The organism is Rhizobium sp. L51/94 (assembly GCF_019355555.1).
Classification (GTDB): Bacteria; Pseudomonadota; Alphaproteobacteria; order Rhizobiales; family Rhizobiaceae; genus Rhizobium; species Rhizobium rhododendri.
Genome location: NZ_CP072141.1, coordinates 1,855,882 through 1,878,076, shown reverse-complemented (window position 1 = coordinate 1,878,076; position 22,195 = coordinate 1,855,882). Strand labels below are relative to the sequence as shown.

The 22,195-nt window shown below is 62.6% G+C and carries 29 protein-coding genes; 17 read left to right on the top strand and 12 right to left on the bottom strand.

The features are described 5' to 3' along the window. The first annotated feature begins 528 nt into the window (after positions 1–528). Together J5274_RS09165 and J5274_RS09160 are read left to right on the top strand one after the other, a co-directional pair. Positions 529–750, top strand: a complete 222-nt coding sequence (locus tag J5274_RS09165) for a hypothetical protein (protein ID WP_142824327.1) — start codon at positions 529–531, stop codon at positions 748–750. Between the two features lie 128 nt (positions 751–878). Beyond that, positions 879–1,067, top strand: coding sequence for a hypothetical protein (locus J5274_RS09160; protein ID WP_142824326.1), 189 nt, complete (start codon positions 879–881; stop codon positions 1,065–1,067). Between the two features lie 39 nt (positions 1,068–1,106). Here the strand turns inward: J5274_RS09160 and J5274_RS09155 are convergent, their stop codons facing one another. Continuing rightward, entirely contained in the window at positions 1,107–1,406 is a 300-nt protein-coding gene (locus J5274_RS09155; RefSeq protein WP_142824325.1) for a hypothetical protein, read from the bottom strand. A gap of 153 nt (positions 1,407–1,559) precedes the next feature. On the opposite strand from J5274_RS09155, the gene J5274_RS09150 reads away from it, so the two are divergent. Both J5274_RS09150 and J5274_RS09145 read left to right on the top strand, forming a co-directional pair. Further along, entirely contained in the window at positions 1,560–1,751 is a 192-nt protein-coding gene (locus J5274_RS09150; RefSeq protein WP_111220248.1) for a hypothetical protein, read from the top strand. 55 nt (positions 1,752–1,806) lie between these two features. After that, the gene (locus J5274_RS09145; protein WP_142824324.1) at positions 1,807–2,547 is read left to right on the top strand and encodes a histidine phosphatase family protein; all 741 of its coding nucleotides are present in this window, start codon (positions 1,807–1,809) and stop codon (positions 2,545–2,547) included. Between the two features lie 18 nt (positions 2,548–2,565). On the opposite strand, the gene J5274_RS09140 is transcribed toward J5274_RS09145, so the two are convergent. After that, complete coding sequence (locus J5274_RS09140; RefSeq protein WP_142824323.1) at positions 2,566–2,775, bottom strand: hypothetical protein; 210 nt, start codon at positions 2,773–2,775, stop codon at positions 2,566–2,568. A 191-nt stretch (positions 2,776–2,966) separates the two neighbouring features. Here J5274_RS09140 and J5274_RS09135 point away from each other — a divergent pair, with 191 nt between their 5' ends. The 3 genes from J5274_RS09135 (at position 2,967) to J5274_RS09125 (ending at position 5,840) form a co-directional block, all read left to right on the top strand. After that, positions 2,967–3,806, top strand: a complete 840-nt coding sequence (locus J5274_RS09135) for an AraC family transcriptional regulator (protein WP_142824322.1) — start codon at positions 2,967–2,969, stop codon at positions 3,804–3,806. Positions 3,807–3,897: 91 nt separating this feature from the next. Continuing rightward, complete coding sequence (locus J5274_RS09130) at positions 3,898–4,605, top strand: YbhB/YbcL family Raf kinase inhibitor-like protein (RefSeq protein ID WP_142824321.1); 708 nt, start codon at positions 3,898–3,900, stop codon at positions 4,603–4,605. 11 nt (positions 4,606–4,616) lie between these two features. Next, positions 4,617–5,840 (top strand): MFS transporter, encoded by a 1,224-nt coding sequence (locus J5274_RS09125; protein WP_142824320.1) that lies wholly within the window; start codon positions 4,617–4,619, stop codon positions 5,838–5,840. A 37-nt stretch (positions 5,841–5,877) separates the two neighbouring features. Here J5274_RS09125 and J5274_RS09120 read toward each other — a convergent pair whose 3' ends face one another. From J5274_RS09120 to J5274_RS09110, 3 genes are all read right to left on the bottom strand, one after another. Continuing rightward, on the bottom strand, positions 5,878–6,129 hold the full coding sequence (locus J5274_RS09120) for a DUF1488 domain-containing protein (protein WP_111220761.1): 252 nt from the start codon (positions 6,127–6,129) through the stop codon (positions 5,878–5,880). Between the two features lie 191 nt (positions 6,130–6,320). Then, positions 6,321–7,172: a protein-L-isoaspartate O-methyltransferase gene (locus J5274_RS09115; protein WP_142824319.1), complete on the bottom strand. Its 852-nt coding sequence runs from the start codon at positions 7,170–7,172 to the stop codon at positions 6,321–6,323. A gap of 131 nt (positions 7,173–7,303) precedes the next feature. Continuing rightward, a complete protein-coding gene (locus J5274_RS09110) occupies positions 7,304–7,897 on the bottom strand; it encodes a TetR/AcrR family transcriptional regulator (protein ID WP_142824318.1) in 594 nt (197 codons plus the stop codon). Between the two features lie 110 nt (positions 7,898–8,007). Here J5274_RS09110 and J5274_RS09105 point away from each other — a divergent pair, with 110 nt between their 5' ends. Then, complete coding sequence (locus tag J5274_RS09105) at positions 8,008–8,364, top strand: hypothetical protein (protein ID WP_202617135.1); 357 nt, start codon at positions 8,008–8,010, stop codon at positions 8,362–8,364. 90 nt (positions 8,365–8,454) lie between these two features. Here J5274_RS09105 and J5274_RS09100 read toward each other — a convergent pair whose 3' ends face one another. Next, positions 8,455–9,342, bottom strand: a complete 888-nt coding sequence (locus J5274_RS09100) for a branched-chain amino acid aminotransferase (protein WP_142824317.1) — start codon at positions 9,340–9,342, stop codon at positions 8,455–8,457. 247 nt (positions 9,343–9,589) lie between these two features. Here J5274_RS09100 and J5274_RS09095 point away from each other — a divergent pair, with 247 nt between their 5' ends. From J5274_RS09095 to J5274_RS09070, 6 genes are all read left to right on the top strand, one after another. Further along, positions 9,590–10,630 carry a zinc-dependent alcohol dehydrogenase family protein gene (locus J5274_RS09095; protein WP_142832173.1) on the top strand — a complete coding sequence of 347 codons (1,041 nt, stop codon included), beginning with the start codon at positions 9,590–9,592 and terminating at the stop codon, positions 10,628–10,630. Between the two features lie 323 nt (positions 10,631–10,953). Further along, entirely contained in the window at positions 10,954–11,415 is a 462-nt protein-coding gene (locus J5274_RS09090) for a cupin domain-containing protein (RefSeq protein ID WP_142824316.1), read from the top strand. Between the two features lie 379 nt (positions 11,416–11,794). Continuing rightward, positions 11,795–13,354, top strand: coding sequence for a TerC family protein (locus tag J5274_RS09085; protein ID WP_142832171.1), 1,560 nt, complete (start codon positions 11,795–11,797; stop codon positions 13,352–13,354). Between the two features lie 60 nt (positions 13,355–13,414). Further along, the gene (gene tam / locus J5274_RS09080) at positions 13,415–14,188 is read left to right on the top strand and encodes a trans-aconitate 2-methyltransferase (RefSeq protein ID WP_142824314.1); all 774 of its coding nucleotides are present in this window, start codon (positions 13,415–13,417) and stop codon (positions 14,186–14,188) included. Positions 14,189–14,288: 100 nt separating this feature from the next. Continuing rightward, positions 14,289–14,561, top strand: a complete 273-nt coding sequence (locus tag J5274_RS09075) for a BrnT family toxin (protein WP_142824313.1) — start codon at positions 14,289–14,291, stop codon at positions 14,559–14,561. After that, on the top strand, positions 14,521–14,775 hold the full coding sequence (locus J5274_RS09070) for a BrnA antitoxin family protein (protein ID WP_142824312.1): 255 nt from the start codon (positions 14,521–14,523) through the stop codon (positions 14,773–14,775). The genes J5274_RS09075 and J5274_RS09070 overlap by 41 nt, the downstream gene beginning before the upstream one ends. A 44-nt stretch (positions 14,776–14,819) precedes the next feature. Here the strand turns inward: J5274_RS09070 and J5274_RS09065 are convergent, their stop codons facing one another. Beyond that, the gene (locus J5274_RS09065; RefSeq protein ID WP_142824311.1) at positions 14,820–15,218 is read right to left on the bottom strand and encodes a hypothetical protein; all 399 of its coding nucleotides are present in this window, start codon (positions 15,216–15,218) and stop codon (positions 14,820–14,822) included. 214 nt (positions 15,219–15,432) lie between these two features. On the opposite strand from J5274_RS09065, the gene J5274_RS09060 reads away from it, so the two are divergent. Then, the gene (locus J5274_RS09060; protein ID WP_142824310.1) at positions 15,433–16,989 is read left to right on the top strand and encodes a helicase HerA-like C-terminal domain-containing protein; all 1,557 of its coding nucleotides are present in this window, start codon (positions 15,433–15,435) and stop codon (positions 16,987–16,989) included. 65 nt (positions 16,990–17,054) lie between these two features. Here J5274_RS09060 and J5274_RS09055 read toward each other — a convergent pair whose 3' ends face one another. Continuing rightward, positions 17,055–17,360, bottom strand: coding sequence for an alkylphosphonate utilization protein (locus tag J5274_RS09055; RefSeq protein WP_142824309.1), 306 nt, complete (start codon positions 17,358–17,360; stop codon positions 17,055–17,057). Between the two features lie 65 nt (positions 17,361–17,425). Next, positions 17,426–17,845: a helix-turn-helix domain-containing protein gene (locus J5274_RS09050; RefSeq protein WP_142824308.1), complete on the bottom strand. Its 420-nt coding sequence runs from the start codon at positions 17,843–17,845 to the stop codon at positions 17,426–17,428. Positions 17,846–17,945: 100 nt separating this feature from the next. Between J5274_RS09050 and J5274_RS09045 the strand changes: the two genes are divergently transcribed. Further along, positions 17,946–19,067 (top strand): NADH:flavin oxidoreductase, encoded by a 1,122-nt coding sequence (locus tag J5274_RS09045; RefSeq protein WP_142824307.1) that lies wholly within the window; start codon positions 17,946–17,948, stop codon positions 19,065–19,067. Between the two features lie 231 nt (positions 19,068–19,298). Here J5274_RS09045 and J5274_RS09040 read toward each other — a convergent pair whose 3' ends face one another. Further along, positions 19,299–19,721, bottom strand: coding sequence for an organic hydroperoxide resistance protein (locus J5274_RS09040; RefSeq protein WP_142824306.1), 423 nt, complete (start codon positions 19,719–19,721; stop codon positions 19,299–19,301). A 121-nt stretch (positions 19,722–19,842) separates the two neighbouring features. On the opposite strand from J5274_RS09040, the gene J5274_RS09035 reads away from it, so the two are divergent. Further along, entirely contained in the window at positions 19,843–20,331 is a 489-nt protein-coding gene (locus J5274_RS09035; protein WP_224128065.1) for a MarR family winged helix-turn-helix transcriptional regulator, read from the top strand. Positions 20,332–20,350: 19 nt separating this feature from the next. Here J5274_RS09035 and J5274_RS09030 read toward each other — a convergent pair whose 3' ends face one another. Both J5274_RS09030 and J5274_RS09025 read right to left on the bottom strand, forming a co-directional pair. Continuing rightward, the gene (locus tag J5274_RS09030; RefSeq protein WP_142824305.1) at positions 20,351–21,082 is read right to left on the bottom strand and encodes a L,D-transpeptidase; all 732 of its coding nucleotides are present in this window, start codon (positions 21,080–21,082) and stop codon (positions 20,351–20,353) included. Between the two features lie 168 nt (positions 21,083–21,250). Next, positions 21,251–22,048, bottom strand: coding sequence for a L,D-transpeptidase (locus J5274_RS09025; RefSeq protein WP_142824304.1), 798 nt, complete (start codon positions 22,046–22,048; stop codon positions 21,251–21,253). Positions 22,049–22,195: the final 147 nt, after the last annotated feature.

The following is a 22,195-nucleotide window of genomic DNA, read 5'->3' as shown; positions in this document are numbered from 1 at the left end:
CAGGTGAGGCGGAACATAGGAGCGGAACCCGCACGAGGCAACCGCGCAGGGGCCAAAAATCGGAGCGCCTACCGAAAAAATCCGCCGTATTTCAGGCGCATGACAAACAGGCTAGGTAGCGGAGGCCCGGAGGGCCTACCATGTCGCTCGCCGCTGGAGGGGTCCGCCGCCTGTATTGGCAGCACGGGCCGCATTCAGCCTGCAGTTGTCGCCGCATCGACGCGGTCGTCATGAAACGCTGGATTAGCCCTTCATGGGCACGTTCCGAGTGTCAAAGCCTTCGGCAGGACTGCAACCGCCAAGAGGTCTAGCCTGTCGCGCGCTTCATGCTATGCTCTTGTCGATCGCTGGGGACTGGAGAGCCAGGGACGGGCGGCAATCACACGTTGTCCCGAGTTGGCCTTGACCGGCGCCTTGCGATCGACGGATGCCGCGGATGGCATTCGCCTCAGTACTCGACTTTGAGATAAAGACCACGCTACGGCGCCCTGATGGCGACCGGCGACGTGGCGGAGAGCAAAAGCGCCCATGTCAGTTCATCGTTTCCCGATCGGCCAGTCCGTACGCCTCAAGAGCCGCCAAGGCCTGTCGCCGCGTGCAGCCGATACCTACCGCATCATCGCCCTGCTGCCGGTGCGGGATAATTCGCCGCAATACCGGATGCGCAACGACGAAGTCTCCCAGGAGCGTGTAAGCCAGGAGCGCGATATCGAAGCCTATGACATCGCTCCGGATATCGCCGCCGAGTAACGGCGGCCTTGACCGGCAGCATTTCCGGACGGATCGCCTGAAGGCATCCTGATCCAACTGCCGCCGGCCTCTACGACATGCGCCAGAAGCCCCTCGTCAAGCATCGCCAACGCCCACAGGAGAGTGCCATGTTGTTCTTTTTCAAGGGCCGTTCGGTCATTGTCGAGACACCGCTTCGAGCCCGCGCCTACCCCAACCTTGCGCTCGTCGGCATTTCCGACGCGAAGGCGGTAGCCATGGCTGGGCTCGAAGATGCCGACATAGCCATCGCGATCCCGTCCGACCACCCGACGATCGAGGTCGGGAGCCTGATTTGAGCAGCGCTGGCGCTGCCGGCATCTGTCATCGTCGCATCCTTAAATCGTCTGCAGAATTTCATCGTGAGTCGAGCCGGCAATGAAGCAGCTGCTGGCCTCGCCGAGCAATCGCAGAAACGCGGCATCGGTGTTGATCGCCTTGTGGTCACGCTCGAAGGCCTGAAGATCCTCGTGCTGCGCAGACCAGAATATCCGCGTCGGATTTCCGGCGAGCGGCCGGCTGATGGCGATCCGGATGCCGTGGTTTTCTTCAATCAGCCCTGCTGCCTTTTTGACGAAGGCGAATGCGTCGGGGACCTTGCCGGGCGCAATGGCCGCGCTGCGTAACCAGGTTATCATGTGGTGCTCCTTGCCGTTTGCGAGACTTGCTCGATGTCGCAGGAGTAGACGCTCCCACTGTCAGATTCTGTCAGTAGCCTCTTCACCACCATCGTGACGGTAGGCATCGGGCGCAGGAACTGCTATGTCGTCCTTTCAAGCGAGGATGGGACGATGGCAAGAAAAGCGTTGTTTGTTTTGGGTCTGTTGCTGTTCATCGCCGGAGTGATCTGGGCCGCACAGGGCAGCGGTTACTTCCCCTACCCCGCCAGCAGCTTCATGATCGACCAGCGCCCCTGGGTCTACCGCGGCGCGATCACGGCGATCTGCGGTGTCGTGGCAATGCTCTGGTCCCGGCGGCTCTGAGCCTTGCCCCGAAACACGCCGCCAGCGGTGGCATGCTGACAATGCGGAACGGCTGATGCGCATCTTTCTCGTTCGCCACGGCGAATCCCTCGGCAACCTCGATGGCCATGCCTACCGTGAATTCGGCGACCACAACGTGCCCTTGAGCCAATGGGGCTATCGTCAGGTGGCGCAGGCTGGCGGCGTGATTGCCAAATACCTGGACAGCCTTCCCGAGTTCGAGCGTCCGAAGCTGCGCGTCTGGTTCTCGCCGTTCCTCAGGACGCGCCAGAGCAAGGATGCGCTTTTGACGGTGTTGCCAGCAGCAACCGTCGGCAAGGTGCGGGAAGACTATCTGTTGCGCGAGCAGGATTTCGGAGTCTTCACCGAGATCTACGACCATGTCGAGCAAAGGCAGAAGTTTCCGGACGAGTTCGAGCGGTGGGCGCGGCTGCGCAGCAATGGCGCCAAGTTTTACGCCCGGCCACCGGATGGCGAAAGCCGCGCCGACGTGGCGCAGCGCATGCGGCTGTTCCTGCAGACCGTCATGCATGAGGCACTGCACGGCCACGATAGCGTATTGATCGTCGGCCACGGCGTTACCAACCGTGCCTTCGAGATGAATTTCCTGCAGCATCCCGTCACCTGGCTCGAAGAATCCGACAATCCCGGGAATGCCGACGTGACGCTGATCGAAGGCAACGGGACGCGCGGCTACACGTCGACACTGCTGCACAAGGCTGCCGACCGACAGCCCGGACAGGACGAATTGCGCGATGCAGTCCTGCCGTCTGGGCTCTCAGGCCCCGGAGCCTGACGGGTTCGGCACCGGCGGCTATTCCGCCTGGGTCTTGACCTTTTCAGCTTCCTCGACGTCGGTGCGACCGCCGGAAATGCTGCTTGTCGTCATGGAGACCGGGTCGGATGCCGGAAAGCTATCCTCGAGTCCGGTGTCGAGGTCGCCTTTTGCGGCGGTGTTGCGCTGGTCTGCCTGTTCCTGCTTCAGCGACTGGGCAGCGGGCGAGATCCTGGCTTCGTCTGTCATGGGGATATCCTCTTCTCTTATGATGGGCACAACCATAACATTTGCCAGCGGCGGTCGGTTCCATCTTTTGGCGACGCCAGCCTGTCGCTAGTTCCCGTCTACATGCGGAAAAGACGCCGTTTTACGCCGTATCCGGCCTTGGCATCCGGCGAAACGTCGGCGTAGATATCGGCTCCCGCCTGGAGCATGACATGTCTGAATCCCGTCTCATTCTCGAGCGCCTGCGCCGTCTGGTGGCTGAAGATCGCAGGCCGATGGCGCCGCTCGCCGACCGGAATGCCGCACCGTCGCTGTTCTCCTTCGTCACCCACAGGCGCGAGCGCATTGCCGGTGCCGCCTTTGCGCGCCTGTCGATCGTTGTCATCGTCGAGGGCAGCAAGGAAGTGCTCAGCATGGGCCGCCATCAGCGTCTCGATGCCGGCACGGTTCTGGTGCTGCCGTCCGGTTGGCGCGGCGAGGTCGTCAACGATCCGGATCCGGCAAGCGGCGCATACCGCGCCATCTTCATCGACTTCCCGGATGCGCTGGTGCGCCGGGCAGAGTCCGGCCTCTCTCCGCTGCGGCGGCCTGCGCTTGCCCACATCGGGCTCGATGCGGCGCTTGCCGAGGCGATCCGCCATGCCGGCGACGGGATCATGGACGGCAATCTGCCGACGATGATCGCCGAACACCGGGTGCTGGAAATCCTGATGGTTCTGGCAATGCGTGGCGCCCTGCCCGCGCGGGCGGAGACCACGACCGATGCCATCCGGGCGCTGGTGCGCTGGCAGCCCGACCGGGCCTGGACTGCCGACCTGATCGCCGCCGAGCTCGGCACCAGCAATGCGACGCTGCGCCGGCGGCTGGGGATGGAGGGCACCTCGCTCCGTGCCGTGATTGCCGGCGAGCGCATGGCACTGGCCGAAACGATGCTGGCGGAGGATGGGCTTAGCCTGCGGGAAGCGGCGCTGGCGACAGGCTACCGCTCGCCCAGGCGCTTTGCAGAACGCCGGCGGGCGCTCATCCAGCACGGCACGACCGAGCCGATTTAAGCGTTTCAGACTTCCAATCGAGCGTTTCCGTGCTCATGGTCCGGCCGGCGATCTGTTAGCCAGTGTCCAGCGATCCACCAAAGGGGCTTCCATGCGAACGAGTGACAGATTTCCGAGTGCCATTGTGCTTGCCGCCGTGGCTGGCCTCATTCTCCCCGCCTCGGCAGTGCCGGCCTTTGCCGCCGATCTTGCGGTCAGCTTCGGCAAGGCCGAGCCCGGACGTATGCTGCCGCCGGCAAATGCTGCCTGCGTCGTGCATCAGGGCAAGCTCAGGCCGGGACGAAACGAGAGCCCGTCGCTGTCCTGGTCGAAGGGCCCGACGGGCACGAAATCCTATGCCGTCACCATGGTCGATCCCGACGTGCCCGTCGATCGCAGCGGCTTCAACAGGGATGACACGGTGATTGCCGAGACCGCGCCGCGCGAGGAATTCGTCCATTGGGTGCTGGCCGACATTCCCTCCGACTTCAGCCACTTGCCCGAGGCAATCGACGGCAACGGCCTGACCAAGGCGGGACTGCCGCTGAAACGCACCGACCACGGCCGGCGAGGACAGAACGGCTTTGGCGAGGGGTCGCTGAAGAACGGCCCGCAGGGCGGCTATCACGGCGCCTGCCCACCCTGGAACGATCAGCGCATCCACCACTATCGCGTCACCGTCTACGCGCTGGATGTGGAGCACCTCGGCCTGCCGGACGCGTTCACCCGGGCGGACCTGCTGCTGGCCGCCGATGGCCATATCCTGTCGAGCGGCACCGCCGAACTGCGCTATACATTGAACGCCAGGGCCAGGGAATGACCGGGACGGGCATGAGCAAGACCGCGAGCGAGGATGTCACGGCGCACTGGATGCGCAACATGATCGTCTGCCTCGTCGGCTCCTTCACCACCATCGTCGCGATGACGCTGCTGCTGCCGTTTCTGCCGCTCTATGTCGAAGAACTCGGCGTCAGCGACAAGGCCGGAATCGTCCAGTGGTCGGGCATCGCCTATGGCGCCACCTTCTTTGCCGCAGCCTTCGTCGCGCCGATCTGGGGCAGGCTCGGCGATATCTACGGCCGCAAGCTGATGCTCGTGCGCGCCAGCCTCGGCATGACCCTCGCCATCGGCCTGATGGGCATGGTCGACAGCGTCTGGCAGCTGGTGGCGTTGCGGCTGTTCACCGGGCTTGCCGGCGGCTATGCCTCGGGGTCGATGGTGCTTGTGGCCACGCAGACGCCAAAGCATCGCGTCGCCTGGGCGCTCGGCATGGTATCTTCGGGCATCATGGCCGGCAATCTGGTGGGGCCGCTGATCGGCGGCGCGCTGCCGGCTATCATCGGCATCCGCAACACGTTCCTTGCAGCCGGCGGGGTGATCTTCCTGACCTTCCTCGCCACCATGTTGTTGATCAAGGAGGAGAAATCGGCCTCCCGCAGACAAGCCGCCAAGGCTAGCGGCGGCTGGCGCTCGATCGAGGACAAGCGGCCGGTCATCGCCATGCTGGCAACCGGCATGCTGTTGATGCTCGCCAACATGTCGATCGAGCCGATCATCACCGTCTATGTCGCAGACCTTATCGACGACCAGACGAAGCTGACGCTGATATCGGGCGTGGTGATGTCCGTGGCGGCGCTGGGAAGCGTGCTATCGGCCTCGTGGCTGGGCAAGCTCGCCGACCGCATCGGCCACTGGCCGGTGATATCAGGCGCGCTCGGCATCGCCGCGCTGCTGTTGATACCGCAGGCGTTCGTGACCAGCGCCTGGCAGCTGATTATACTGCGCTTCCTGATGGGCGTGGCGCTCGGCGGGCTGCTGCCCTGCATCGCCGCCGTCATCCGCCACAGCGTGCCCGATGCGGCCGCCGGCGGTATCCTCGGCCTGTCGACCTCGTCGCAGTTCGTCGGCCAGGTGGTCGGCCCGGTGCTCGGCGGCTTCGTCGGCGGCCACATCGGCATGCGCGCGGTATTTTTAGGCACCTGCGTGCTGCTGTCAGCCGGCGCGGTCTACAGCTGGATGGTTCGGCCGCGACATGAAAAGAGCGGTGCAGCCTGAGAGGGCGCCGTCTCGTTCAAAGTCGGATGGTGCTGTTTTACCTGAAATCCTTCGACGTCAGGATGTAGGAGCTGCGGCGGGTGGCGGCGTAGGCCTTTGTGGCGACGGCCTGGATGCCGCTGCGCTTGGCGTCGAAGGCGGCGAGATAGCCGGCCTCGGAATTGGCGCCGGCAAACACGTCGACATCGACGAACAGCTGGACTTGGAACATGCCGTCGTGACCGAGGAAGCGAACGCGGCGACCGGGTTCGTCATAGCTGCGGCTGGCATTGGGAAACGTAAGCGACATCGGACTACCTTCTGAAAACGGCCCGGTCGCCTTTAAAAATCGGGGGCTGAAGCGTCATCGCCTCTTGTCCCCTTGCGTCCGGAAAAGCTGCCTGCGGTAGCGTGGCATCGCAGGTCTCGCGCAGAGCATAGCATGCGAGGGCGTGAGGCGGCGGCTTTAATTTGCAGGAATGTCACCGCACCCAAAGCCGCTCAGGCAGATTGCGGGATATCGCTGGAAAACCAGACATCGGGATAGACGGCAATGGCGGTGTCGTCCGGCGCCCTTGCGGTCGTGATCCATACCGAGCGGACGGATCGTGCCTCCGATGCGCTTTGTGGCGTCCGCGTCGCGACGATCTCATCGGATGCGCCGATGCAGGGAATGAACCACGACGGTCTCTGCGGGGCGACGCTGAAGCCATTTGCATCGGCGCGGATGAGCAACGTCAATCCGACACCCTGCGTCGGTCGCCAGGGGAAAATCAGCCGCCCGCCTGGCTTCAGCGCCTGCAGCCAGGCAACCGGGGGCGCGGCAACGCCGGCATTGACGTAGATGACGTCGGACATCGGCATGGCTGCTTGCGTGGCGTTGGCATTGACGACGGTGACGCCTTCGAAGGGCTGGAGATTGAGCCGCGCTCTGTCGGCGAGATGGGTTTCCCGTTCGAAAGCTGTGACCTTGCCATCCGGCACGGTCAGAAGCGCCAGGATGGCCGTGTAGTATCCAGTACCCGCGCCGATATGGGTTACGCTTTCGCCGCGCTGCGGGGCGACCGCTCCGATCCACGAGGCATGCAGGAAAGGCTCGCCATTGTTGATGCCTTTGGCTGCATCCAGGGCGACAAGGTTGTTCTCGTAGAGATAGACGGGATCGGCGCTCGGCGTTTCCAGGTAGTTGCTGCCCTCTACCCAGACATGCCACGGCCCCGGGCCGAGAAAGACTTCGCGGGGAACGAGCTCGAAGACACGCTCGAGGCGTGGATCGCGGGACAGGCTGACGGCGGCCATGCGCTTGGCGAAAAAGCCGCGGATCTCTTCCAGGCTGGCGCGGTTGCTCTTCATGAACCCCTCCCCGCTCTCCGGCACATTACGGTTCAGACAAAACTCGGAAACACCGGCTTGGTCACAAGGAAAATGCATTTTCTTCTGTTGTGCAACGGGGAATTTGGCAAACAGTCTGACGAGCGCCTCGATCAGGCCGGGAGACCATTGCGGATCACCGCCTCGATCAGTCGCTCGAGATCCGCGTCCGGCGTTTTTTCCGCCATTGCGCCGAGCCGGCCGTCGATCAGCAGGGTGGCCAGCCCGTGCATCAGCGACCAGCGTGTGCTGGCCAGCACCAGGGTCTCGAAGTTTTGCGGCGTGGTGGCCGGTGCCGGGCCGGACTGGTCAGGGGTCAGCAGGGCGAAGGCGGCGACGCCTGCCGTCGCCAGCGCCGGGGAAGACCAGTCCAGCCGCTCCGAGCGGAACATCAGCAGGAATATCCCGGGATGGGCCCTGGCGAAGGCGACATAACCGTGCGCCAGTGCCTGAACTCGCGTGCGTGGGTCCGGTTCGGCCAGATGCTTCTCGAGAGCCTGCCGCAGTCGGACGAAGCCTGCGGCCGCCAACTCGGTCAGCAGGCCGGTGATATCGCCGAAATGATGGGACGGTGCCGCATGGGAGACGCCAGCTTCGCGTGCCGCGGCCCGCAACGTGAGGGCGTCGATACCGTCGCGGTCGAGGATTGCCTCCGCTGCGGCAAGCAGGGCCGGACGAAGCGCACCATGATGATAGGTCTGAGTCATCCCGCATCCTTACACCGACAAGATCGCCCTTGACGAGAGGCCGGCATGAATGCCATATATCTTTACAGTGTCTAGATGCGAGCCAGCAGGCCTCGCGGACGGGAGCAGTCATGGACGGAACGATGGTCTACGTGTCGATTACGGGCCTGCAGATCAAGGCGCGGCGTCATCTCCCGCGCTTCTGGTGGCACGCCATCCCCTCGATGCTGCAGGCGCAGAAGGCAGAGGGGAACATCTCGACGGATACACGACAGATAGACGGCGTCCATCACACGCTGACAGTCTGGAAAGACGAGGCCGCCATGCGCCGCTATCTTGTCGACGGCGCGCATCTGCAGGCGATGAAGGCATTCGGTTCGATTGCGACCGGCAAGACGTTGGGATTCTATGCCGACCGCGTGCCGGACTGGCAGGAGGTGCATGCGCTCTGGCAGACGAAGGGCAAGCCCGTCGGACGGGCCAAGTAGGATTTTCGCACTACGCCTGTGCCGCCCGCAGCGGGCGTGGCCATCGTGTCTCGCCGCCAACTCGTCTTCATGCGTCTAAAGATGAGCCGATTACTCGTCGGTGGCTTTGCGCGAATGGGCCCAGTCCATGTAGATTTCCAGTGCCTTGCGAGCGACCGGTCCTTCGCCGAAGGTGCGGCCATCGAGGCGGTCGACGCTGACGATCTTCGAATAGTTGCCCGTCGTGAAAACCTCGTCCGACGCCATGAAGTCGGCAACGGATAATGTCGTCTCGCGAACGTCGAAGCCGGCCTGGCGGAGCAGGCCGATGATCCGCTCGCGGGTGATGCCGGCCAGAAAGGTGCGGTTGGCGACGGGTGTGAATACAGCGCCGTCCTTGACCATGAAGACGTTCGAGGATGCGGTTTCTGCGACGTTGCCGTTCATGTCGCAGGCAAGCGCATTGTCGAAGCCACGGCTGCGGGCTTCGATAATCATCCGGCCGCTGTTCGGGTAGAGCGAGCCGGTCTTGGCCTCGGTCATCGCCGTCTCCGGCGACGGGCGGCGATAGGGCGAGACGGTCAGGGACTGCGGCTTGGCATTGTTCATCGGCGCTTCGAACAGGCAGAGCGCGAAGCGGGTCGAGGCCGGATCGACGGCGACGACGCTGGTCGGCATCCCGTGCTCGCCCCAGTACATCGGCTTGATATAGAGCGCCGAAGTGCCATCGAATTTCTTCACGCCCTCCATGGCCAGCGCCTCGATCTGTTCGGCCGTCATGGTCGGTTCGAGGCCCATGGCGCGGGCCGAGCGGTTGACGCGCTGGCAATGCAGATCGAGATCGGGCGCGATGCCATCGAACCAGCGTGCACCGTCGAAGACCGTCGAGGCCAGCCACATCGCATGCGACGTGGGCCCGATCAGCGGCGGGTTGCCGGGCAGCCACTCGCCGTCGACATAGGTCCAGGTGGCGGAACGCGGCGATGTATCGACAGCCATGGTGGTCTCCTTCGAATTTCGTCACGAGACAAGACCTCATGGAAGGCGAGAATCAAGAAGAAATCTCCAAGGCAAATCCATTCGCAACAAATGACGCGAAGGTGCAAAGCCGGCGCAACTTTCCTGCGCTTGCCATCCGTCGCATGAATTGGTGCATGAGCAGAATTGATGGGCCGCAGAGTGGAAGCAGCCGTGGTGGCGTGCCATCATGGACACCATCCAACGCCCACTCGAATCGGAACTGCCGATGCGCGCCATGTATTACGAAGCCTTCGAGGCTAAACCCGAAATCCGCACCTTGCCCGATCCGACGCCATCGGAAGACGGGGTGGTCATCGCGGTCGGTGCGAGCGGCCTCTGCCGCAGCGACTGGCATGGCTGGATGGGGCATGATCCCGATATCGCCCTTCCCCATGTTCCCGGCCACGAACTGGCTGGCAAGGTGGTGGCGACGGGGCGCGGTGTCGTGCGCTTCAAGGTCGGCGACCGCGTCACCGTGCCTTTCGTCTCCGGCTGCGGCCATTGCGGCGAGTGCCATTCCGGCAACCAGCAGGTTTGCCCGAACCAGTTCCAGCCGGGCTTCACCCACTGGGGATCGTTCGCCGAATATGTCGGGATCGACTATGCGGACACCAATCTGGTGCATCTTCCGGAGACGATCGACGACGCGACAGCGGCCAGCCTCGGCTGCCGCTTTGCCACGTCGTTCCGTGCCGTCACCGACCAGGCGAAGACCAAGCCCGGAGAATGGATCGCCGTGCACGGCTGCGGCGGCGTCGGGCTTTCGGCGATCATGATCGCCACCGCACTCGGTGCCAATGCCATTGCCATCGACCTTTCGGACGAAAAACTGGCCTTTGCCCGCGAATGCGGTGCGGTGGCGACGATCAATGCCGGCACCGTTTCGGATGTCGCCGAGGCCGTGCGCGAGATCACCGGCGGTGGCGCGCATGTGTCGATCGACGCGCTCGGCCACCCCACGACCTGCTTCAACTCTATCCGCAACCTGCGCCGACGCGGCCGACACGTGCAGGTCGGGCTGATGCTCGGCCAGCACGCGACCCCGGCCATCCCGATGGCGCAGGTGATCAGCCAGGAACTCGAGATCTATGGCAGCCACGGCATGCAGGCCTGGCGCTACGACGCGATGCTCGCCATGCTGTCTGCCGGCAAGATCGCGCCGCAGAAGCTCATCCAGCGCCGGATCAGCCTGGAAGAGGCTATTCCCGCGCTGATGACGCTCGACCGGGCGGAAGGCCTCGGGATCAGCGTCATCACGCGGTTTTGACGTCGCGGTCGGCGGCTTCATCGGGAGCGCTTAGTCGCCGGGTTGCATTCGGGCCATACGCCTCGCTTCCGATGTCTTGCTTGTCACATGTCTGTATCGGAGAGCGTGCTAGCACTCAGTTGCAAGGGCACGAAGGTGGCGATGCACGGCTGGTTCGGCCGACCTCCAAAGGTCGCTCGAATGCGCTTCAGACTGCAATGCCGCGTTCGTACCCGTGAATATGACGCAGGGCTGCCCGTCCGTATGACCATGGCCGCACGGTTGCCAAGGGTGGTCGAAGGGTTTAACGGACGCGTCCTCAAGAAGAAAAACAAGAAAGCGACATCATGTCCGACTCCTCCCATGCCGATACGGCAGCACAGGCCAAGCCTCTTTTCGTGCTCGGCGACCACGTCCAGCGCCAGGCGCGCCTTGAAGGCACGTGGCTCAACGTCTTCGACGTCACGGTTCCCTCCGGTGGCGGCACGCCTCTTCACAGCCATGCCAGCCCCGAAGTGTTCCGCATTCTCGAGGGTACGCTGACTGTGCAGCAGATGACCGACTCCGGCCTCTCGGAGACGCAGGCGCAGGCTGGCGACATCATTTCCATCCCCGGCAACGTGCCGCATGGTTACAGCAATACCGGCCCCGAAGCCGTCGTCTTTTCGGCCATCATCGACAAGGACATGGCCACCTATTTCGAAGTTGCCGACATCGGCCCGCAGGCGGAAGTCGCGTCCGACGAGGAAGCCGAACGATTTCTGGTTGCCGCCGGCGAGCACGGCATCCGTATTCTGGCATCGTAATATCCAAGGCCGACCGCCGCAGCGCGCTGCGGTCGGCTTGCTGGCATGCAGTGTGTTCATAACCTCGCCTGTACCGATGTTTTCGTCCTCTCCCCCTTGCGCAAACAGCAGTTCGACGCCAGATTGCACCGATGCCCGATAGCGACCCATCCAGTACAAGCCTGCCCCATGCCGAGCGCGATATGCCGGCAGACGAGGGCAGCGACGATTGTAGACCCGGCGAAGCGGGTCGCTGGCGCTCCTCGTCCGTGACACCAGCCATCGGCATTTCGACGCGTGGACGCCCGTCGTCGGCCGATCTAAGCGTAAACACACATCACCCAATCTCAAAACAGGGGAGTGGCCGGTCTGTAATGACTGCGGCCGCCAACGCAGAACTATGATCTTCGACTGGATTTCCGATCCTTCCGTCTGGGTCGGTCTGGCCACCCTCATCGTTCTCGAGATCGTTCTCGGCATCGACAACCTCGTGTTTATCGCGATCCTCGCGGACAAGCTGCCGCCGCAACAGCGCGATTCGGCAAGGCTTATCGGTCTCGGCCTGGCGCTGGTCATCCGTCTTGGACTGCTGGCCTCCATTGCCTGGATCGTGACGCTGACGACGCCGTTGTTCACGGTGATGAATTTCGGCTTCTCGGGCCGTGACATCATCCTCATCATCGGCGGCATCTTCCTGCTGTTCAAGGGGACGATGGAGCTGCACGAGCGGCTGGAAGGCCAGGAGGACAGCAAGGATAAGAAGCAGGTCCATGCCGTCTTCTGGCAGGTGATCGTGCAGATCGTCGTGCTCGACGCGATCTTCTCGCTCGACAGCGTGATTACCGCCGTCGGCATGGTGCAGGACCTCGCGGTGATGATGATGGCCGTCATCATTGCCGTTGGCGTCATGCTTATGCTGTCGAAGCCGCTGACGCTGTTCGTCTCGAAGCATCCGACCGTCGTCATCCTCTGCCTCGGCTTTCTCATGATGATCGGCTTCTCGCTGATCATCGAAGGTTTTGGCATCCACATACCGAAGGGCTATCTCTATGCGGCAATCGGCTTCTCGGTCATCATCGAGGCGCTGAACCAGCTCGCACGCCACAGCAAGGAGCGGCTGATCACGCCGAGCAACATCCGTGACCGCACCGCCGACGCGGTGCTGGGCCTGCTCGGCGGCAAGCGCTCTCAGGGCACGCTCGGGCAGACGGTTGACTTGATCGCCGAACAGGCCGGCGAAGCCGAAGTCTTCTCGAACGAGGAGAAGGACATGATCCAGGGCGTGCTGGCACTGGCCGACCGTTCTGCCCGCTCGATCATGACGCCCCGCATCGACATCGACTGGCTCGACCTCGACAAGCCCCAGGCCGAACTGCAGCAGCTGATCCTCGACGTCGGCCATTCGCGCTTTCCGGTGGCGCGCGGCAGCCTCGACAATTTCATCGGCATCGCCAGCGCCCGCGATCTGCTACGCGACCTCCTGAAGGACGGCGCTGTCGATCTGGCGCGGTCGATCCGCCAGCCGCTCGTCGTGCATGAAAGCATCACGGCGCTGAAGCTGATGGAGCAGCTGCGGCTTTCGAACCAGGCGATTGCCGTCATTCTCGACGAGTACGGCGAGATCGAGGGCATGGTGACGACGACCGACCTGCTTGAAGCCATCGCCGGCGAATTTCCGGACGAGGACGACGAAAAACTGTCAATCGAGAGGGGCGCGGACGGATCGCTGACCGTCGATGGCTGGATCGACATCCGCCAGGCCTCGAAACTGGTCGACGCCGACCTCGTCGACGAAAACGACCGCTATTCGACGCTGGCCGGCTTCATCCTCTGGCGTCTCGGCCACCTGCCGCACGAGGGCGAGAACTTTGCCTCCGAGGACCTGGCTTTCGAGATCGTCAAGCTGGAAGGCCGCAACATCGCCAAGGTGCGGATCAGCCGGGTCGCGGAGCCGGCCTGACGTCATGCTGGCGTCATAGTTGGCGCCAATGGTCTGTCTGAAAAGACAGGGAGACATGACATGGCGTGGTCGGCAAACCAGTATGTGAAGTTCGAGGACGAGCGCACCCGCCCGGCGCGCGACCTGCTGGCGCAGGTGCCGCTTGAAACGGTTGCCCGTGCAATCGACCTCGGCTGCGGACCCGGCAATTCGACGGAGCTGATCGTCGAGCGCTTCGGTGCCACCGGGGTTTCCGGCCTCGACAGCGATCTCGACATGCTGGAGAGCGCGCGCCGGCGGATGCCCGGCACTACCTTCACGCAGGCGGATCTTGCGACCTGGCAACCGAGCGAAAAGACCGACCTGCTGTTTGCCAACGCCGTCTTCCAGTGGCTGCCCAACCATCTCGACATCTTCGACAGGCTGCTGGACGGCCTTGCGCCCGGCGGCGTGCTGGCGGTGCAGATGCCGGACAATCTCAACGAGCCGACACACCTGCTGATGGAAGAGACAACGCATGCCGGGCCCTGGCGTCCGGCGTTCGAGGCAAAGAGCGTCCGCCGCACTCCCCTCGCCGAACCCTCCGTCTATTACGACCGGCTGATCGGCAAGTCATCGCGCATCGACATCTGGCATACCATCTACAACCACCCGATGGCCGATGCTGAAGCGATCGTCGAATGGGTCAAGGGCACCGGCCTGCGCCCCTATCTCGACAACGCCGGCAGCACCCACCGCGATGAGTTCACTGCCGACTACCTGGAACGGGTCCGGGCAGCCTACCCCCCACTCGCCGACGGCCGCGTGCTGCTGCGCTTTCCGCGGATGTTTCTGGTGGTGGTGAAGGGCGGCTGAAGTTTGGCGCCCGGGCAACGGGCCTCGTCGGGACTATCATTGCTCGCAAAAGTTGCTATCGTATCGTTATTGCAAATTATAGATTTTTGTAGTAACAAAAATGGCGATTGTTTTCGATCCTGCAAAACGCAATGGTGCCCTATGGGAGCGTGGGCTGGACTTTGCGCGCTGCAGCGAAGTTTTTGCCGGTGATACCCTCACCAGAGAAGACGATCGAGCCGACTACGGCGAACAGAGGTTCATCACCGTTGGTTGGCTTGACGGCAGAATGATAATCGTCGTGTGGACACCACGCGATGGTCATGAGCGTATAATCAGCATGAGGAAGGCCAATGACCGAGAGCGAAAAGTCTACGCAGGCAGAATGGCATGACGAGGACGACGCGCCTGACCTTTCCACACCCGAATGGATCGAGAAATTCAGGAGCGTGCCCGTCAGGCGCGGTCGGCCGCTGATCGATACACCGAAGGAATCGACGACAATCCGGCTCGATGCGGATGTCCTGGAGCGGTTTCGCGAGGGTGGTCCGGGTTGGCAGACGCGCATCAACGCCGCGCTGCGCGAATGGCTGGACAATGAGGCATAGGCGACAGTCCGAATTTTTCCGAACCGCCGCCTTATATTACCGGATCAGACGAACTGGCTGAGCCCCGGGATCGAGCCGACGACCTCGTCGACGACTTCGTCACCGGCATATTGCCTTGCGACTGCGATGGTTTCCTTGGCGAGCGCCGAGATCTCGCTCATGCCGAGCCCCTGGCTCATCAGTTCCTGACCGAGCGCCATGATGCCGCCGCCAGCGCCGACGGCGCTCATGAGGCCTCCTAGCAGGCCGCCGCCGCCACCAGTCTCGGCACCATTGAACTGGGCTACGAGATCGGGCGCGCCAGGGATCGCCGTGATCATCTTCGAGACGGGGCCATCCGGCGCCTCGCGCTGCAGGAAGCCGAGCATCATGCCGACGGCGCGTTCGGCGATATCGGGGGCGATGCCTGCCTTGGCGGCGATCTGGTCTACGACTTCGTTCATGGGGCTCTCCTGCCACAGGGATTAAAGGGTAGCCTCAAGCGTATTTTGTTTGGCCTGCCAACTCAAGGCGACGCGAAGCGGGAGATAGCTTTTCTGCGATTATGGCAGTGCCCGCAGCAAGTTGTTGTTCCTGCGGAAGACCCCCTTTATAACTAAGCAATGTAAAACACGATCGCAGCCGGCAGGGCTGCCTGATCCGGTGGGGAGACGACGGATGGCTGACGACAAGGGACAGATCTTTCTCGGCGCCAGCCGCAAGCCGGACGACAGCATCGCCGGCAAGGAATACCTGTCGCTGAAGTTCGGCAACCGCCACGGGCTGGTGACCGGTGCTACAGGTACCGGCAAGACCGTATCGCTGCAGGTGATGGCCGAGGGCTTTTCGCGGGCCGGCGTCCCGGTCTTCTGCGCCGACATCAAGGGCGACCTTTCCGGCATTGCGGCGCGGGGCGAGCCGAAGGATTTCCTGCTGAAACGCGCCGAGGAGATCGGCCTCTCGCCGTATGAATTCGAGCAGTTTCCGGTGATCTTCTGGGATCTCTACGGCGAAAAGGGTCACCGCGTCCGCACCACGATTGCCGAGATGGGGCCGCTGCTGCTGTCGCGGCTGATGGATGCGTCGGAAGCACAGGAAGGCGTCATCAACATCGCCTTCAAGATCGCCGACCAGGGCGGATTGCCGCTGCTCGACCTCAAGGATTTCCAGGCGCTGCTCAACTACATGGGGGAAAACGCGTCTGCGCTTTCCAACCAGTACGGCTTGATCTCGAAATCCTCTGTCGGCTCGATCCAGCGCGGCCTGCTGGTGCTGGAGCAGCAGGGCGCCGAGCATTTCTTCGGGGAACCGGCCCTGAAGATCAGCGACATCATGCGCACCAGCCAGAACGGTTATGGCCAGATCTCGGTACTAGCCGCCGACAAGCTGATGATGAACCCACGTCTCTATGCGACCTTCCTCCTCTGGCTGCTGTCGGAACTGTTCGAGGAACTGCCCGAGATCGGCGATCCCGAAAAGCCGAAGCTGGTGTTCTTCTTCGACGAGGCCCACCTGCTCTTCGACGACGCACCGAAAGTGCTGACGCAGCGCGTCGAGCAGGTGGTGCGACTGATCCGCTCGAAGGGCGTCGGCGTCTATTTCGTCACCCAGAACCCGCTCGACGTGCCAGACACCGTGCTTGCCCAACTCGGCAACCGCGTACAGCATGCGCTGCGCGCTTATACGCCGCGTGAGCAAAAGGCAGTACAGAGCGCTGCCGAGACGTTTCGGCCCAACCCCGATTTCGATTGCGCCACCGTCATCACCACGCTCGGTACCGGCGAGGCGCTGGTGTCGACGCTGGAGGGCAAAGGCGCGCCGTCTATCGTCCAGCGCACGCTGATCCGCCCGCCTTCCGGCCGCGTCGGACCGATCACGGCTGACGAGCGCCAGAAGATCATGGCCAACAGCCCGGTCGCCGGCCAGTACGACCAGGATATAGACCGGGAATCCGCATACGAGATCCTGATCGCCCGGGCCAGCAAGGCTGCGGACCAGGACGCCGCCAAGCAGCACCCACAGGCTCAGCCCGCCGACAACGACAACGCCTCGGGCCGCTGGACCCTGCCCGGCTTTGGCGGAGACAAGGACGAGACCAAGGAAAAGCCGGCCGGACGGGCCGGCTATCAGCGGGAAACGGTGATGGAGGCGGCGCTCAAAAGTGTCGCCCGCACCGTGGCGACCCAGGTCGGGCGGGCGCTGGTGCGGGGTATTCTTGGCAGCCTGAAGCGGTAGCAAGCGCCGGGTGTGAAACGAGAAAACCGGAGTGAGCCCCGGTTCTGATCCCGGGGCTTTGGCGATCAACGCTTGCGGACGAACTCGGTGCGCAGGACGAGGCCCTTGATGGCGTCGTGGCGGCAGTCGATCTCTTCCGGATTGTCGGTCAGACGGATGGACTTGATGACGGTGCCCTGCTTCAGGGTCTGGCCTGCGCCCTTGACCTTGAGATCCTTGATCAGCGTGACGCTATCGCCGTCCTTCAGAACCGTGCCGGAGGCATCGCGCACTTCGACGGCACCGGAAGCGCCGGCAGCCTTTACTTCGGACGCGGGACGCCAGTCGCCTGTTGCCTCGTCATACACGTATTCGTCGTTATCGGCTGCCATCGAAATTTACTCCTGATGCAAAGATCGCCGCTTATAGCAGTCGCGCAATCAATCGCAACATCTCCTCACCCACCCTTCCTCTGGTCGAACCGGGCGCGGGCCTTCTCAACGTCCTGCAGGTTGTCGACCGTCCAGCTGTAGAGAGCGCGGAAAGGCGTTTTCAGCGAATGACCAAGGGGGGTGATGCTGTACTCGACGGCAACCGGCGATGTATCGATGACGCGGCGGTCGACGATCCCGTTGCGCTCGAGACGACGCAGGCTCTGGGTCAGGGATTTCTGGGTGATGCCCTCCAGCGTACGGCGGATCTCGTTGAAGCGCAGGGGGCCGTCGCAAAGGGCTGCCAGCAGCAGCACCGACCATTTGTCGGCGACCTGCTCCAGAAGCAGGCGGTGTGGGCAATCGGCGGCGCTGAGAACCTTTTTCCGGGGCTTGGCTGCGATATCTCCACCGGCTTCCCGCGACAACGCCTGCTGTTCTGACATGGTGGTTTCCTTTGAGCAACCTAGTGGCCGAAAAGTGCCTGATTGACACTAGGTATCCAGGATATACTAATCTGCCGCATCATCAATGCGGAGCCTTTCCATGAGTTCAACAGACGTATCCTCCTTGTTCCAGCCCTTCCGCGTCAAGTCGCTGGAACTGAAGAACCGCATCGTCATGGCGCCGATGACGCGCTCGTTCTCGCCGGACGGCGTACCGGGCGACAACGTCACCGCCTATTACCGCCGTCGCGCCGAAAACGAAGTCGGACTGATCCTTTCGGAAGGCACGGCGATTGACCGCCCGGCCGCCAAGAATGATCCCAATGTGCCGTTCTTCCATGGCGAAGCATCGCTTTCCGGCTGGAGCAACGTCATCGACGCCGTCCACAAAGCCGGCGGCAAGATGGGGCCGCAGATCTGGCATGTCGGCGCCGTCAGGAATGCCCGAACCGAGTGGGTTCCGCCATCGCCGATCGAGAGCCCATCGGGTCTCGAGGCTCCAGACGCACCATTCGGCGAGGCAATGAGCGACGAGACCATCGCTGACACGCTTGCCGCCTATGCGCGCGCTGCCGCAGATAGCAAGCGCCTGGGCTTCGACACACTCGAAATCCACGGCGCCCATGGCTATCTGCTCGACCAGTTCTTCTGGGGCCTTACCAATGTCCGCGACGACCGGTTTGGCGGCACGTCGATCAAGGAACGCTCGCGCTTCCCGATCGAAGTTGTCAAAGCCATCCGCGCCGCAGTCGGTCCGAACTATCCGATCATCCTGCGCCTCAGTCAGTGGAAGCAGCAGGACTACAAGGCCCGCCTGGCGGAAACCCCGGATGAAATGGCGGACTGGCTGGTGCCGCTGGTCGAAGCCGGGGTCGACGTGCTGCATTGCTCGCAGCGTCGTTTCTGGGAGCCTGAATTTGCCGAGATAGACGGAGAGAACGGCCTGAACTTTGCAGGCTGGGCGAAGAAGCTCACCGGCGCTGCCACTATCAGCGTCGGCTCGGTCGGCCTCTCCGGCGATTTCATGGCTGCTTTCGGCGGCGAAAGCTCTACGCCGACCGGTCTCGACAATCTGGTGCGCCGGATGGAGCGCGAAGAGTTCGACCTCATTGCGGTCGGCCGTGCGCTGATCAGTGATCCGGCCTGGGCCGCCAAGATCCATTCGGGCGAAACCGCCGCTCTCAAGGACTTCAGTCCTGCCGATTTCGGCCAACTGGTCTGATCTAGCCTCGATGAAGTGGGACGGCGGCGATTATCGCCTTGCCGCCGTCTCGTCATCCTGGTCTCATGCAGTTTGACTTTGATTTGCTCGAAGCAGTTTCGGGATTTCCCCTCATGCGCAACCGTTGTGTTTAGCGGCAGCGCTCCTCGCCAACATCATCATCTTGTTCCAGGACAAAAAAGGCCCCCTCCCGGCTGGGAGAAGGCCCTTCGTCTCACAACAAATGCTGGCTCAGGCGACGGTGACCGGCACTTCGGTCGTGGTGCGCATTGCGTGGCTGTAGGGGCAGACGATGTGGGCGGCAGCGGCGAGCTTTTCAGCCTCGGCCTTTTCCATGCCCGGGATGTGGACGGACAGCGCCACTTCGATACCGAAGCCGGTGCCGTCTTCGCGCGGGCCGATGCCGACCGTTGCGGTGATCTTTGTGTCATCCGGGATGCTGACCTTCTGCTGGCCGGCGACATACTTCAATGCGCCGAGGAAGCAGGCGGAATAACCGGCAGCAAACAGCTGTTCAGGATTGGTGCCGGCAGCGCCGTCGCCGCCCAGCTCCTTCGGAACCGTCAGCGTCACATCGAGTGCGCCGTTTTCAGATGCTGCGTGGCCTGCACGGCCGCCTGTTGCAGAAGCCTTGGTGGTGTAGAGAATAGGCATATCGCGTTTCCTTCTCGGTTGGACGATCTTGCTCGGTTGGATGATTTTATATATCGCGAAATCTAATTGTGTGCAATAGATATTTGCGGTTTGATTTTGGAAAGCCCCTGTGGGCAATTACATGGGAACTGAACGGCAGGATGAAATGGCAGAGCACGTGACAAGACGAGTGGTGCCCGACGAGGAAAAACGCCTCGAGCGGCAATTGTGCTTTGCCGTCTACGCCACGGCGCATGCGTTTACGCGTGCCTACAAGCCGATCCTCGACCGCGTCGGCCTGACCTATCCGCAATATCTGGTGATGCTGGTGCTGTGGGAGAAAAGCCGGCTGCCAGTGAAGGCGATCGGCGAGCAGCTGGATCTCGATTCCGGAACACTGTCGCCGCTGCTGAAGCGTCTCGAGCAGAACGGGCTTATCGTCCGGACACGCGATGCAGAGGACGAACGCCAGCTTATCGTGTCGTTGAGCGACAAGGGAGAGGCGATGAAAAGTGAGGTCGATGGCATCATGCTCGCCATCGGCGAGACCATCGGCTGCAGCATCGACGATATGGCAGGTCTTCGCGACCGCCTGCAGCAGTTGCGGGCCAATCTGACAAAATCAGACTGACCCGCATTTTCAAGGCCTATTACTGGATGACCATGATCGGTGCCTTTTCCGGCACGCGGTCGTAGACGTCGATGACGTCCTGATTCAGCATGCGGATGCAGCCCGACGATACGGCCTTGCCGATCGAATGCCAGTCCGGATTACCGTGCAGGCGGTAGAACGTGTCCTGCTTGCCCTGGAAGATATAGAGAGCACGCGCGCCGAGCGGGTTCTTCAGGCCCGGGCCCATGCCGCCGTTCTTGATCGAATACTTGACAAGTTCCGGCTGACGGGCAACCATTTCGTCCGGTGGGTTCCAGCGTGGCCATTTCTGGCGCCACTGGATAACGCCGGTGCCCTGCCAAGCGAAGCCTTCGCGACCGACGCCGATGCCGTAGCGCATTGCCGTGCCGCCGGGTTCGGTGATGTAGAGGAAGCGGGTGCGTGTATCGACGATGACCATGCCGGCCGGCTGTCCGGTGTCGTTGATGACGCGCTGGCGCCAGAACTTCGGGTCGATCTGCTGATACGGAATGGCCGGCAGGAGATAGCCGTTGTCTTCCATTGCAGCGTAGATCACGGCCGGATCTGGCTGTTCGCCCCGATAGCCGTTGCCGCCGAGCCAGCCGCTGATCATCGGCATCGGGTTGCGGTATTCGATGATCTGGCCGCCGGGACCGGCCGAAGAGGCGCAGCCGGCGAGCGTTGATGCGGCGCCGATGCCGGCGAAGGTCAGAAATTTACGGCGTGAAAGAGACGAAGGCAGGTTCATGTGTGAACATCATTCCATGGTGCGGGGGCGTCGGGCGGACAAAAACGACAAGTGCCGAATCAGTTTCGCCGATTGAAGACCATTCAAGCTTAACAAGCCTTTAAAGCGCCTGATCTTCCGCCGCTATCGCGCTTATGCAACAGCTCCTAAAATAGTAGACTGAGACGCCTACATCACGACAATTTGCGTATGGGCCGGCACGCGATTGTAGAGATCGATGACATCCTGGTTGAGCATGCGCACGCAGCCCGACGATGTCGGCTTGCCGATCGACTGCCAGTCCGGCGTCCCGTGGACACGGTACAGCGTGTCCTTGCCGTTGTTGTAGATATAAAGCGCCCGGGCACCCAGCGGGTTGGTCGGCCCCGGGTTCATGCCGCCGCGCTCGGCCGAGATCGGTCGCATGTCCGGCTCGCGCGCCACCATTTCCGCCGGCGGCGTCCAGCGGGGCCACTTCTGCTTCCACTGCACCACGCCCCGCCCGGCCCAGGCATAGCCTTCGCGACCGAGCCCTACGCCGTAGCGCATCGCCTTGCCGTTGCCCTCGACCAGATAGAGAAAGTAGTTCCGGGTATCGACGACGATGGTGCCCGGCCGCTCGGTCGACTGATAGCTGACCTCCTGGCGCAGGAAGCGCGGATCGATCCGGGAATAGGGTATGGCCGGAAGCGTGAAATCGTCTTCGTGCTGCTGGGCATACATTGCCTGGTGCACCGGATTGGAAACCGGCAGGCCATAGGTCTGGTGAAACTGAGTCTGGTAGATATTGCGCACCTGGGGCACCGGCTGCACCGGCAGGCGCTTGACCTTCTCGGGATCGATGCCTTCCGGCCGGTAGAAGACCGGCGCGGTTTCCTGGGCAAAGCGATCCGGATCGGTGGCGCCGGTGTCGGGAATGATGCTGCAACTTGCCAGCGCGAGGCAGGAGACAGTCGAAGCCAGCAACAGCAAACGGGAAAGGAGCATAGGACCAGCCATCATCGAGAACGCGCAAAAGGAGCAATCCAAAGCACCCTGCCAGCCACGGCTGGCGCGAGGCTGGTGTCGGGTGCAGAAGTAGGCAGTAGGCAGTAGGCAGTAGGCAGTAGGCAGTAGGCAGTAGGCAGTGAGGCA